This window comes from Mesorhizobium dulcispinae (genome assembly GCF_033977345.1).
Lineage (GTDB): Bacteria > Pseudomonadota > Alphaproteobacteria > Rhizobiales > Rhizobiaceae > Mesorhizobium > Mesorhizobium dulcispinae.
In genome coordinates this window covers 114,292-126,478 of sequence record NZ_JAVIIY010000004.1, presented here as the reverse complement: position 1 = coordinate 126,478, position 12,187 = coordinate 114,292, and the positions used below count along the sequence as shown (strand labels likewise).

Here is a 12,187-nt window from a genome sequence, read left to right as displayed (position 1 = left end):
TTAGTCTGACAAAGAAGGGAAGTTCCGCTTCAATCGATTAGCGCGCGATGCGAAGCCGGCGCAACGTCGCTGCAGTGCGGTATGTCGACAAGGATTGCTACCTTCTGCAGGTGAGCGGCGTCGATCCCCTCTTCATCACCAGCGCCTCGCGTCCGTCGATCACAACTGCGTCATGCGTCGCCGCTGCCTGGTATCGGCTGCTCTGGTTGGCGGGCGATGCCGCAAACTCCTCGGTCCAGCCATCCGGCCCTGCCACGCGCAGCGAGGTGCCGAGATTTTGGATGGAGATCATGCCGCCATTGCCGCATCTGTACGTGGCCGTTCCAACACCGGATCTCGGCACGGTCAGGTCGGTGATGATCTTGGTCGCGGGCGGCGCAGCGGTTGCAGGTGTCTTGGGCGTTGCAGCTCCAGCTGCGGGCGCGGCGGGCTGCTGGCTCGGAGCAGACGAGACCACTGGCGATGCCGTGTTCTCTGCCTTGGGTGCGCCGTTCTGCGGCACGCAGGCCAAGGCTGCAAGAAGCAGCGGAACAACGAGCGATACCCGAACCATGCGGCCAAACGCCATGTGCTGCCCCTTTCGTGCGCGGCACGCTAGCCATGCGCCGCGCCAAGATCAAGTTCACCCTGAGTCAGCCAGGGCAGGCCGGCGGCCCATCGGGCCTGCGGACGGACCGCGAGGATGCCCGCTAAAATTAACCATAATCATTAAGAACCGGCGTGCCGGGAGCCGTCTGCCCTTAACAAAGGTTAAGAAAAGGTTAATTTCCGATTCGGACGAAGTCCGGGCCGTGGCCTTGAGGTCGCCGCCGGTGAACGGAGGACAAAATGCGTTCGAATTCAGTGCTGGCTTGCCTCGCGGCGATTGCGGCCATGACAGTCGGGTTTTCTACTCCGTCGGAAGCCGGTTTGCGCCATCACGACCGCGTCTATGCCGATTCCTTCGGCAATCTCGTCATCGACAGCGCCGCCGGCTACAAGCGCATCATTGTCGGCGAAGGCAGGCACGCCAAGGAGCTCTCGAACTTTACCGGTGCCGGCCAACCCGATGTGATTTATGATTCGGACGATGCCGGCGCGCCGGGCTGCTATCAGCCGCCGGTCTTCGTCAAGGGCCGCTCCTATATGTACGGGCTTTCCGACGGCGAGATGCCCAACCTCAGCCCCTGCCGCTGACCGATACCGGGAACGGGGCGCGACTGGCGACCGAAACGAGCACGCAATCGCGACCCGCATTCTTGGGCGAAAAACACGTTAACGTGGGCATAAGCTGCGGGATTTCAGCCGACGCTCACCGCTTCGGGCACGAAGGCGGTTTCGGGCCGCTCGTAGGAAAGACGGACGCTGTCGCGGCCGTTCCTCTTGGCCTTGTACAGCGCCTCGTCGGCGCGCCGCATCAGCGGCGCCAGCCCTTCAGTGCCGGTGCGGGCCGCGACGCCGAAGCTCGCGGTCACCCTGGTGCCGGGCGGCAGGCCGTCGACGGCCCCGGCCGAATAGAAGGTGCGGATCGCTTCCGCGAACAGGCGCGCCGCGGCGAGATCGCTGAGCGGCAGAAGCACGGCGAACTCCTCGCCGCCGATGCGGCCCGCGGCGCCGCGCGTGCCCGTGGCAAAGCGCAGCTTGGCGGCGAAATCGGCAATCACCCGGTCGCCCGCCTCATGTCCGTGCTGGTCGTTGAGCGCCTTGAAGTGATCGAGGTCGGCAAGCACCAGCGCGACGGGGAACCCCGCCCTGCCGCATTGATCGAGCAGAAATGCCGCCCGCTCCTCGAAGCCGCGGCGGTTGAGAAGACCGGACAGCGGATCGGTATGGGTCTCGGCCTTCAGCGCCTTCAGCACATCGAGCGCCGCCGCCGTGAACAGGCAGAGCGCGATCAGGAGCGATAAAAGCGCATGCGAGAGCAGCGCCGTCGTCCAGTAGGACGAGCCGTAGAAGCCGTCATAGCTCGGGAACGGTCCATGCGCGATGACGACGATCAGCGTGCGGGCGATGAAGTTCAACCCGGAAAGCAGCGACAGCACGAACAGAATCTTTTCGACAGGCCCGTTGTTGCGCACTGTCCTGAGTTCGGCGGCGACGAGCAGGCTCAAGGCGCCGAAGCCGAAATTCATGCCGAGCACGCGCCAGGTGAGATCCGGCTGGACGAACATGAACCATGCAAAGGTGGCGAGCCCGCCGCCGGTCATGATGCCGATGCCGATATAAGGCACGCGCCGGCCGTAGCGCGCGACGATCGCGCTGGAAAGGCAGCAGGCGGCTATCGTGAAACATATGTTGGAGATCAGCTTGGTCGTCACGATGCCGACCGGAAGCGTGAAATATTGCAGCAGGAAGCCCGGTGCCGACAGGCAGTAGCTTGCCGCCAGCACCGCCAGGTACGGACGATGGCGCTGATAGAACCACAGCACGAGGAACGCGGCGCCGAGCGCCAGCGCTATCGTCGGATTGAGCAGCGCTATGAGCAGACCGGTGTCCAACGGACCGTGACTTTCCCCAACTTGACCCAGGGGGAGATGCTAGTCCGGAAGCGCAAACAAGCGGTTAAGCCATGCCACGGAACAGCTCCGGGAGAGCGGCGTTCTCAACAAAACAGGAGAACGCCGATGGCCGGTACAATCACCCTGACCGAGCACGATGCGATCCGCTCCTGGGCGGCGGCGCGCGCCGGATTTCCGGCCATCGTCGATGTTTCGCCCCAGGCCGGAACGCAGCCCATGCTGCGCCTGGTTTTTGGCCAGAACGCCTATGAGGACGAAGACAGGCCGGAGCGGCCACTCAATGCGGGCGGCTATGAGCTCGTCGAATGGGACGAATGGTTCAGGATTTTCGACGAGCAGAAACTGGCGCTTGTGGTCGCCGCCGACGAGCCCGGCCGGCGCGAGGAGTTCCATCAGTTCATCCGGCGCGGCGACCGCTAGAGCGGTTCACCGTTTCACGGAAACGGGGAACCGCTCTATCTCTTTGTTTTGTCGCAATTTCCAGACGGAAAACCGCTCACACTTTTCCTGAAATTGCTCTAAGTGCTGCGCGCAAAAGTGCGCAGCGGTTTTGCGAAACGACATGCATAAAAAAGGCCCGGATCGCGCCGCGATCCGGGCCGTTATCGAGTTTGCAGCGGATTCTTATTTCCAGTCGCGGATGTCGACGAAGTGGCCGGCGATCGCCGCCGCCGCCGCCATGGCCGGCGACACCAGATGGGTGCGGCCCTTGAAGCCTTGCCGGCCCTCGAAATTGCGGTTCGAGGTCGAGGCGCAGCGCTCATGCGGCTTCAGCCGGTCGTCGTTCATCGCCAGGCACATCGAGCAGCCTGGCTCCCGCCAGTCGAAGCCGGCGGCGACGAAGATCTTGTCGAGGCCTTCGGCCTCGGCCTGCTCCTTGACCAGGCCCGAGCCCGGCACGATCATGGCATTGACGCGCGGGTTGACCTTCTTGCCCTCGACCACCTTGGCTGCGGCGCGCAAATCCTCGATGCGGCCGTTGGTGCAGGAGCCGATGAAGACGCGGTCGAGCGCGATGTCGGTGATCTTGGTTCCCGGGGACAGCCCCATATAGTCGAGCGCGCGCAGCTTCGAGGAACGCTTGTTCTCGTCGGCGATATCGGCCGGATTTGGCACGAAACCCTGCACCGAGACGACGTCCTCGGGCGACGAGCCCCAGGAGACGATCGGCGGCAGCTTTTGCGCGTCGAGCACCACCACCTTGTCGAAATGCGCGCCTTCATCGGAATGCAGCGTCTTCCAATAGGCCATTGCCGCATCCCAGGCGGCGCCCTTCGGCGCGCGCGGCTTGTCCTTCACATAGGCGAAGGTCGTCTCGTCCGGCGCGATCAGGCCGGCCCGCGCGCCACCCTCGATCGACATGTTGCAGATCGTCATGCGGCCTTCCATCGACAGCGAGCGGATCGCCTCGCCGGCATATTCGATGACATAGCCGGTGCCGCCCGCGGTGCCGATCTCGCCGATGATGGCGAGGATGATGTCCTTGGCGGTGACGCCTTCAGGAAGCTGGCCGTCGACGCGCACCAGCATGTTTTTGGCCTTGCGCTGGATCAGCGTTTGCGTCGCCAGCACATGCTCGACCTCCGAGGTGCCGATGCCGTGCGCCAATGCACCAAAAGCACCGTGCGTCGAGGTGTGGCTGTCGCCGCAGACGATGGTCATGCCGGGCAGCGTGAAGCCTTGCTCGGGACCGATGATGTGGACGATGCCCTGGCGGACGTCGTTCTCGGAGTAGTAGTCGATGCCGAAATCCTTGGCGTTTTTGGCCAGCGCCTCGACCTGGATGCGGCTTTCCTCGTTCTTGATGCCGAACTTGCGCTCGGGCGAGGTCGGCACGTTATGGTCGACCACGGCCAGCGTCTTTTCCGGATGCCTGACCTTGCGGTTGGTCATGCGCAGGCCTTCGAAGGCCTGCGGGCTGGTGACTTCGTGGACCAGATGGCGGTCGATATAGAGCAGGCAGGTGCCGTCGTCCTGGCGGTCGACGACATGGTCGTCGAAGATCTTGTCGTAGAGGGTGCGCGGTGCGCTCATGTGCGTAAATCCGTCGATATGAGAATGGGAAAGCTGGCGCCGGGTTTCAGACCGGCGAAGCGACCTGATCGGTCGGCCTCAGCTAAGTCGGCTGGTGAGCGCGCCGCAAACGCGCGCGGCAAATCGCGACGGCAGGCGCTTCCTGTCCTGCAGCACGAAACCCTTATAGGCCGGATCGCCGAAAAGCTCTTCCATGGCGGCGTAGATAGCAATGTTTTGGCTTTTCGGCAATTAGCGCGGCACTCCCCTTCTCCCCTTGTGGGAGAAGGTGTCGCCGAAGGCGACGGATGAGGGGTGTTCCAGGGAATGCCAGCGTCTCACTCCGCGGGAACACCCTTCATCCGTCTCGGCACTGCGCGCCGATCCACCTTCCCCCACAAGGGGGGAAGGGAAGGCTGGCGCTCAAACCACCTCGAAGACAAACGTCTTCACCAGCGCTTCCGGATCGCCGATGGCGTAGCAGCGGAACCATGGGCTTTGCTCGACCAGGCGCCATTTCCTCGCCTGGGTGAGTTCATCGAATACCGCCTGAAAGCCGCCGCTCTCGAACACCTGGTCGCGCACGGTGAAGATGGCGTGGCCGCCGCTCTTCGTGATGCGCACCAACTCATGCAATCCCGATGCCGGCGCGTGGCCGATTGTGAAGACTCCGGTCGAGAAGAAGGCGCGAAAATGCCTGTCCGGCCAGGGCAGCGGGCCGCCGAGCATCGCCTTTTTCAGCTCGCAATAGGCATTGCGGCTGCCGGCGATCTTCAGCATGTCGTCGGAGAGGTCGAGGCCGGCGATCTCGCCATAGCCCAGTGCCTTGAGCGACGGTCCGGAAAGCCCGGTGCCGCAGCCGGCGTCGAGCAGCTGGCCTTCGCCCGAAGGCACATGGCGCGCCACCCAGGCGATGATGAGGAACGGCAGAAGATAGCCGAGCGAGGCGGTCTCGCTGTCATAGGTCGCCGCCCATTCGGCATAGGCCTTGGCGAGCGCCTCCGGCGTTTCGGCCGCGTAGACGGAATCCAGCGCAGCATTGGCCTTGTCGAAATTCATGGGCCGGCTCCTCCAAGGACATGCATCGAATAGGATAAGCCCGGATCGTAGCGCGGACTACCTCTGCGGGCTATTCCTCACGCTGCCGGCGCAGCCGCTGTTCGAGCGCCCTGAGCACCAGCGACAGGCCGACCGTCAGGATGAGATAGATATAGGCGACGATCGAATAGGTCTCGAAGAAGCGGAAGGAGCCGGCGGCATAGACCTTGCCGATCTGCGTGATGTCGGCGACGCCGAGCACCGAGACCAGCGAGGAATCCTTGACCATGGCGACGAAGTCGTTGCCGAGCGGCGGCAGGATGGTGCGGATCGCCTGCGGAAAGACGATCAGCCGGAAGCGCTGCGCTCGCGTCAGCCCGAGCGCTTTCGCCGCTTCGATCTGGCCCTTCTCGACCGACTGGATGCCCGCCCTGAACACTTCCGAGATGAAGGCCGAATAGCCGATGGTCAGCGCCATGATGGCGCGCCACAGAAGCGAGACATCGCGCACAAGCAATTCGCCGATCCAGCCGGCGCTCTGCAGCGGCGCCGTCAGCGCATTCCACGCCGCGACGAAGGCGGGCGCGCCGGCAAAGGCGATCCAGAACAGAAGCACCAGGATCGGCACGCCGCGGATGATCTCGACATAGAAGCGGGCGATCTGGCGCAGCCATTGCGAGCCGGACAAGGCCATCAGCGCAATGCCGAGCCCTAGCGCCGAGGCCAGCGCGAAGGCGATCACCGTGACGAAGACGGTGATGCCGATGCCTTTGGCGACGGTGGCAAAGACCTCGGCATAGAGGTCGCTCGCGGCGATGGCGAGGGCGGCAGCCAAGGCGAGGGCAAGGGCGGCTGCCAGCCACCAGGGGAACTCGGATTTGGCGGACGAGATTGCGGGCGTTGCCATCAGGCGATACCGGCGACGAAGCAACGAAGGTCGCGTTCCGGCACACCCCCCTCTGCCCTGCCGGGCATCTCCCCCGCAAGGGGGGAGATCAGACGTCGGGACGGCTTTCGCCAATCACCGACGTTGAAGGATAGGCGCCGTGGATGAAGCTGCCAATCTCCCCCCTTGCGGGGGAGATGTCCGGCAGGACAGAGGGGGGTGGGAAGGAATGAGGCTTTCCCGGCTTTCCGCCCGTAGCCGTTGCTCTCCGACAACAGGGCCTACTGCCCCATCTTGTAATCAAGGAACCACTTCTTGTTCAGCGCATCGAGCGTACCGTCGGCCTTGAGCGCTGCGATCGCGGCGTTGACCGGCTTCACCAGGTCGGAGCCCTTCGGGAAGATGAAGCCGAAATCCTCGGTGCCGAGCGGGCCGCCGATCAACTTGAGCTTGCCTTCGGAGGCGTCGACATAGCCCTTGCCGGCGGTGCCGTCGGTGAGCACCACGTCGACATCGCCGGACTTCAGCGCCTGGACGCTGGCGCCGAACGTCTCGAACAGTTTTATGCGCGGATTCTGCTCATTGCCGTCGAGCACGCTGTAGACGGCGGTGTAGAAGGGCGTGGTGCCGGCCTGCGCGCCGATCAGCCCGTCCTTGAAGGCGGCAAAGCTCTTGGCGTCGGTGAAGCGGCTCTCGTCGCCGCGCACCAGCATGAACTGCTCCGAGCGCATATAGGGGTCGGAGAAATCGACCTTGGCCTTGCGCTCCTCCTTGATGGTGATGCCGGTCATGCCGATGTTGTACTGGTTGTCGGAAACCGCCTGGATCATCGCGTCCCAGGAGGTGTTCTGGTACTCGACCTTGAAGTTCAGCCGCTTGGCGATCTCGTCCATCGCGTCATATTCCCAGCCGATCTGCTTGCCGCTCTTCTTGTCGATGAACTGCAGCGGCGGGTAGGCGTTTTCCGTCACCACCACGACCTTCTTGCCGCCGAGATCGGGCAGCGTGTCGGCGAGCGCCGCGGCGGGCGCGAGAAGGCAGGCCAGCAAGGCGGCCAGCAGCAGTTTCGACTTGGTCATGACAACTCCCCGAATGTGATTGGTCGCGCTAGGCTAGCGCGCCAGGAAAGAATCCGGCGCCGACTTTAGCTTTCCGCAAGCGCCTTGCAAGCCGATCCGCTGCATGGACAAGCGCCAAAGCGGATTCCCATGCTGTGACCGGCACGGTTCCCGAACGCAGCCATGCGAAGGATCATTCCGCGGATTCCGCAACCGCTTCGCGCAACCCCGCAACCAGCCGGGTGAGCGTGCCGTGCAGGGCTTTCAGCTCGGCTCGCTCCAGCGGCATGCTGCAGGCAAGCGCCGCCTGGACATCCTTCATGTCGGCGCGCAGCGCCTGGCCCCTGTCCGTCGGTTCGACCAGCACCCGGCGCTCGTCCGCGCTGTCTCGACGGCGGGTGACAAGGCCGCCGGCTTCCATCCGCTTGATCAGCGGCGTCAGCGTCGCCGAATCCAGCCCCAGCGCCTCGCCAAGCTCGCCGACGGTCATGGGCGAGCGCTGCCACAGCGCCAGCATCGCCAGATATTGCGGATAGGTGAGGCCGAGCGGGTCGAGCAGCGGCCGGTAAAGCTTCGTCATCAGCCCGCTTGCGGAATAGAGCGCGAAGCAGAGCTGCTGGTCGAGGCGCGGAACGGCAATCGTCCCGGCGCTATCGGCCGGGACGTCGCTTGCTCGAATTCCGGTTTCAGTCGTCATGCCGCCTTTGCCGCAAGCGCCACCGTGGAAAGCGCCACATCGATATTGCCCCGGATGGCGTTGGAATAGGGGCAGATCTGGTGCGCCTCGGATACAAGCGCTTCCGCGCCGGCCTGATCAAGACCCTTGATCTCCGCCGCCAGCGCGACGCCCAGTTTGAAGCCGCCCTGGTCGTTCGGATAGAGGCTGACGGTTGCCGTCACCGCCGCATCCTCGAGCGGCAGCTTCTTTTTGCGCGCCACGAAGCGGATCGCGCTTTCGAAGCAGGCACCATAGCCGGCGGCGAAGAGCTGCTCGGGATTGGTCGCGCCACCCTGCCCGCCGAGCTCCTTCGGCATCGCCAGATCGAGTTTGAGCACACCGTCGCTGGTCTCGGCATGACCCGCGCGGCCGCCAACGACGCGCGCCTGGGTGGTGTAGAGTGCGGACATTTCTATCTCCATTTGATTTGTGCACGATTATTTAGTGTACAAGATAAATGCATGTCAAGGGCCACGATGTGCGCCCCTCTCTGATGTTCGGATGGATGAGAGGCAACCCCGATGGTCGTCATCCACGGGCGGAGCGACGCGAAGCGGAGCGCAGACCCGAGGATCCATTCCGTGACCGCTGTCGTAGAGTGCGGCGGAGCAGAATTCTACACCGTGGCGGTGCTTCTAAGTCACGGAATGGATCCTCGGGTCTGCGCCGCGTCGCTGCGCTCCTTGCTCCGCCCGTGGATGACGACGCACAGGTGTTTCGGCCAATCGCCAAGGCATGCGGTCCGCGCACGCAGGTAGCATAGGGGCTGATCAGGAGCCGGGAGGGGCTTGCTCTTCCGCGAAATGAAAAAGGCGGCCGAAGCCGCCTTTCCAAAACATGTCTGCAGAAGCGCCTTATTCGGCCGAAGCGGCCTCGGCGGCCTTCTTCTCGGCGGCGTCCTGCGCGGCCTTCTCGACGGCCAGCGCCTCGGCGGCGGCGACCTTCTCGGCCTCGATGCGGGCGCGCTCGGCGTTCAGCGCATCACGCTCCTCGTCGTTCAGCTTGCGGGCGCGCACGCCGGTGTTTTCCGAAATACGGGCCGACTTGCCGCGACGGTCGCGCAGATAATAGAGCTTGGCGCGACGCACCTTGCCGCGGCGCACGATCTCGACGCCCTCGACCATCGGCGAGTAGACCGGGAAAACGCGCTCGACGCCTTCGCCGTAGGAAATCTTGCGGACGGTGAAATTCTCCTGGAAGCCGGAGCCGGAGCGGGCGATGACGACGCCCTCATAGGCCTGCACGCGGGTGCGGCTGCCTTCGGTGACGCGCACTTGGACGCGCACGGTGTCGCCCGGCTGGAATTCGGGCAGCTTGCGCTTGGCTTCGATCTTGGCGGCCTGCTCGGCCTCGAGCTGACGGATGAGATCCATCTCAAATATCCACTTCTTGTTCTTCCGACAGCCAGAGCGTCCTCGACTCGCCTTGCAGTTCCAACGACCGCTCGGCTATGCCCTTTGCCGTTAGGCATCGGACAGGGACGGCTACACCGCCATTTGTTGACGGGCCCGGAAGATCGTTCTTCCGGTTCGGGCGGCCACATACAGCTATTTCGGCGCTTTGTCACGCCTTTGGGGCGTATTTTTTGCGGCTATGGCACCATCCTATTGCCGCCGTGCCGGGTTGCGCGAGGCCCGCCAGCCCCCTAATCCGGGAATATGTCCTTCCCGGCGCCTCTTCAATGACGTTCTTCGATGCCGTCCTGCTCTTCCTGGCGGGTTTCGCCTCGGGCGCCGCCAACGCGGTCGCCGGCGGCGGCACCTTCCTCACCTTCGGCGCCATGACGCTGGTCGGCCTGCCGCCGATCGTCGCCAACGCCACCTCCTCGGTGACGCAGCTGCCGGGCTACATCACCTCGACGCTCGCCTATTGGACCGATATCCGGCATTTCTGGCGCGGCGCCCTGCTGCTTTGCCTGATCTCGGCGCTCGGCGCTCTGGCCGGCTCGCTCATCCTGCTGGCGCTCTCCAACCCGTCCTTCCGAGCGCTTGTTCCCTGGCTGCTGATTGCCGCCACCGCCCTGTTTGCCGCCGGCCCGTGGCTGAAGCCGGAGGCCGGGCCGGACCATCAGGCCTCGGTCGGCTCGCTTGCCGGTTCGCTCGTGCAGTTCGCGACGGCGGTCTATGGCGGCTTCTTCGGCGCCGGCATGGGCGTGATGATGCTGGCAACCCTCGGCCTGACGCAGGCCGGCGACTATCACCGGCTGAATGCGTTGAAGAACATGCTGTCCATCGTGATCGCGGTCGTCGCTATCCTGGTTTTCGTTTCCGGAGGCGTCATTGCCTGGCCGCAGGCGGTCGTCATGATCCCGGGCGTGGCGCTGGGCGGCTATGCCGGGGTGTGGATCGCCAAGCGCGTGCCCCAGGGTGCCGTGCGCGGCTTCGTCGTCGCCGTAGGTCTGCTCCTGGCGTTCTATTACTTCGTCAAAGGCTGACGGAGATCGGCCGGCTCATTAGCGCCCTGTTCGACAAAGCGTAGCCTGTGCTGATCACGGACGGATTCGATAAAGTATCGGCCCTTAGAAGAAGCTGCGGTTAAAGCCGCGTAGGTCTCGGGCTCAACCCCCTCGTAGTCATAACGATCGCCGCTGGGGTTGAACCATATTGAAAGAACCTTGGTTGACGGATCGTAGCGTGTCTTCTGTATGGCAGTGCGCAGGGCGGGTCGCCGGTCCATCGTCAGCTTCTCGGACTCGGCGAGGCGCCACTCCGCTATTTTCTTATGGTTGCCGGAGATGAGTACGTCCGGGATTAGTCTGCCCTCGAACTCCTGCGGCCGCGTGTAGTGCGGATGCTCAAGTCGATCATTTTCAAAACTTTCTTCCTCGCCCGAGACGGCATTGCCCATGACCCCGGGCAGCAACCGCACCACCGCGTCGAGCAGCACGAGCGCCGCAGGTTCGCCGCCCGAGAGGATGAAATCGCCGATCGAGACTTCCTCCAAGGCGCGCGCCTCGATCAGCCGCTGGTCGACGCCCTCGAAGCGGCCGCACAGGATGACGGCGCCCGGCCCGGCGGCGAGCTCGCGCACGCGAGCCTGCGTCAGCGGCTTTCCACGCGGGCTCATGAGCAGCCTTGGGCGCTCGTCGCCTTGCGGCGAAACGTGATCGATTGCCCTGGCCAGCACATCGGCGCGCATCACCATGCCGGCGCCGCCGCCAGCCGGCGTGTCGTCGACGGTGCGATGCCTGTCGGTGGCGAAGTCGCGGATCTGGATCGCCTCAAGCGACCAGGTGCCGGCTTCCAACGCCCGCCCGGCGAGCGACAGGCCGAGGGCGCCCGGAAACATCTCCGGATAGAGCGTCAGCACCGAGGCGGCAAAGCTCACCGGTTGCCTCCGGCATCCTTCGGTCCGCGCGGCCGGCCTTTCGGGTCGAAGCCGGAACGGCCGGGCGCATCGCTCTCCTCGTCATCGACCAGTCCCGCCGCCATAGGATCGACCTCGACAAAACCGTCGGCGATCGAAACATGCGGCACCGCGGCCTGGGTGAACGGGATCAGCACGCCCTTGCGGCCGGCCAGCGTGACATCGAGTATGTCGCCGCCGCCGAAATTGTGCACGGCGACGATCCTGCCGATGGCGCCCGTATCGTCCCTGACCTCCAGGCCGATCAGGTCGGCGTGGTAGAATTCGTCCTCCTCGCCGTCGTCCGGCAGCACCGAACGGTCGACGAACAGCTCCGTGCCGGCAAGCGCCTCGGCCGCGTTGCGGTCGTTGATGCCCTTGAAGCGCACCACCACCACCGTGCCGGCCGGCCTGATGTCGAGGATCTGGAAGGCGCGGCCATCCTTGGCGTAGAGCGGCCCGTAGTCGGCCAGCGCCAGCGGATCGCCGGTGAAGGTCTTCACCCGCAATTCGCCCTTGATGCCGTGCGCGGCACCGATCACGGCCATCTGAACTGGGTTCTCGAGCTTCGACATCGGCGTCACTTCCTTTGCCTTGCTCTAACCCTCTGCAGCCGCCATTTCAATGACGA

The 12,187-nt window shown here is 64.3% G+C and carries 15 protein-coding genes and 1 pseudogene; 3 read left to right on the top strand and 13 right to left on the bottom strand.

The features are described 5' to 3' along the window. Positions 1-97: 97 nt before the first annotated feature. Entirely contained in the window at positions 98-568 is a 471-nt protein-coding gene (locus RFN30_RS11535) for a hypothetical protein (RefSeq protein ID WP_320262209.1), read from the bottom strand. A gap of 260 nt (positions 569-828) precedes the next feature. Here RFN30_RS11535 and RFN30_RS11530 point away from each other — a divergent pair, with 260 nt between their 5' ends. Further along, positions 829-1,176, top strand: coding sequence for a hypothetical protein (locus tag RFN30_RS11530; protein WP_320262208.1), 348 nt, complete (start codon positions 829-831; stop codon positions 1,174-1,176). A gap of 104 nt (positions 1,177-1,280) precedes the next feature. On the opposite strand, the gene RFN30_RS11525 is transcribed toward RFN30_RS11530, so the two are convergent. Next, positions 1,281-2,477 carry a GGDEF domain-containing protein gene (locus RFN30_RS11525; RefSeq protein WP_320262207.1) on the bottom strand — a complete coding sequence of 399 codons (1,197 nt, stop codon included), beginning with the start codon at positions 2,475-2,477 and terminating at the stop codon, positions 1,281-1,283. Positions 2,478-2,603: 126 nt separating this feature from the next. Here RFN30_RS11525 and RFN30_RS11520 point away from each other — a divergent pair, with 126 nt between their 5' ends. Then, positions 2,604-2,918 carry a hypothetical protein gene (locus tag RFN30_RS11520; protein ID WP_320262206.1) on the top strand — a complete coding sequence of 105 codons (315 nt, stop codon included), beginning with the start codon at positions 2,604-2,606 and terminating at the stop codon, positions 2,916-2,918. A gap of 204 nt (positions 2,919-3,122) precedes the next feature. Here the strand turns inward: RFN30_RS11520 and leuC are convergent, their stop codons facing one another. From leuC to rplS, 8 genes are all read right to left on the bottom strand, one after another. Then, entirely contained in the window at positions 3,123-4,532 is a 1,410-nt protein-coding gene (gene leuC / locus RFN30_RS11515) for a 3-isopropylmalate dehydratase large subunit (protein WP_320262205.1), read from the bottom strand. Positions 4,533-4,610: 78 nt separating this feature from the next. Further along, positions 4,611-4,763, bottom strand: coding sequence for a hypothetical protein (locus RFN30_RS11510; RefSeq protein WP_168247536.1), 153 nt, complete (start codon positions 4,761-4,763; stop codon positions 4,611-4,613). A 171-nt stretch (positions 4,764-4,934) separates the two neighbouring features. Next, positions 4,935-5,570 carry a class I SAM-dependent DNA methyltransferase gene (locus RFN30_RS11505; protein WP_320262204.1) on the bottom strand — a complete coding sequence of 212 codons (636 nt, stop codon included), beginning with the start codon at positions 5,568-5,570 and terminating at the stop codon, positions 4,935-4,937. A 70-nt stretch (positions 5,571-5,640) separates the two neighbouring features. Continuing rightward, positions 5,641-6,456, bottom strand: coding sequence for an amino acid ABC transporter permease (locus RFN30_RS11500; RefSeq protein WP_320262203.1), 816 nt, complete (start codon positions 6,454-6,456; stop codon positions 5,641-5,643). A gap of 260 nt (positions 6,457-6,716) precedes the next feature. Further along, a complete protein-coding gene (locus RFN30_RS11495) occupies positions 6,717-7,514 on the bottom strand; it encodes a transporter substrate-binding domain-containing protein (RefSeq protein WP_320262202.1) in 798 nt (265 codons plus the stop codon). Positions 7,515-7,686: 172 nt separating this feature from the next. Then, positions 7,687-8,190 carry a MarR family winged helix-turn-helix transcriptional regulator gene (locus RFN30_RS11490; protein WP_320262201.1) on the bottom strand — a complete coding sequence of 168 codons (504 nt, stop codon included), beginning with the start codon at positions 8,188-8,190 and terminating at the stop codon, positions 7,687-7,689. Next, complete coding sequence (locus RFN30_RS11485; protein ID WP_320262200.1) at positions 8,187-8,621, bottom strand: organic hydroperoxide resistance protein; 435 nt, start codon at positions 8,619-8,621, stop codon at positions 8,187-8,189. The genes RFN30_RS11490 and RFN30_RS11485 overlap by 4 nt, the downstream gene beginning before the upstream one ends. 444 nt (positions 8,622-9,065) lie before the next feature. Continuing rightward, the gene (gene rplS, locus RFN30_RS11480; RefSeq protein ID WP_320262199.1) at positions 9,066-9,584 is read right to left on the bottom strand and encodes a 50S ribosomal protein L19; all 519 of its coding nucleotides are present in this window, start codon (positions 9,582-9,584) and stop codon (positions 9,066-9,068) included. A gap of 308 nt (positions 9,585-9,892) precedes the next feature. Between rplS and RFN30_RS11475 the strand changes: the two genes are divergently transcribed. Then, positions 9,893-10,645: a sulfite exporter TauE/SafE family protein gene (locus RFN30_RS11475; protein ID WP_320262198.1), complete on the top strand. Its 753-nt coding sequence runs from the start codon at positions 9,893-9,895 to the stop codon at positions 10,643-10,645. On the opposite strand, the gene RFN30_RS11470 is transcribed toward RFN30_RS11475, so the two are convergent. The 3 genes and pseudogenes from RFN30_RS11470 to rimM form a co-directional block, all read right to left on the bottom strand. Further along, complete coding sequence (locus tag RFN30_RS11470) at positions 10,627-10,857, bottom strand: KTSC domain-containing protein (protein ID WP_320262485.1); 231 nt, start codon at positions 10,855-10,857, stop codon at positions 10,627-10,629. The two genes, RFN30_RS11475 and RFN30_RS11470, sit on opposite strands and share 19 nt — an antisense overlap. Beyond that, positions 10,858-11,538 (bottom strand): annotated as a pseudogene (gene trmD / locus RFN30_RS11465) (tRNA (guanosine(37)-N1)-methyltransferase TrmD); the annotation flags it as partial. Beyond that, positions 11,535-12,131 (bottom strand): ribosome maturation factor RimM, encoded by a 597-nt coding sequence (gene rimM / locus RFN30_RS11460; RefSeq protein WP_320262197.1) that lies wholly within the window; start codon positions 12,129-12,131, stop codon positions 11,535-11,537. The gene rimM and the pseudogene trmD, both read right to left, overlap by 4 nt. Between the last annotated feature and the right edge of the window lie 56 nt (positions 12,132-12,187).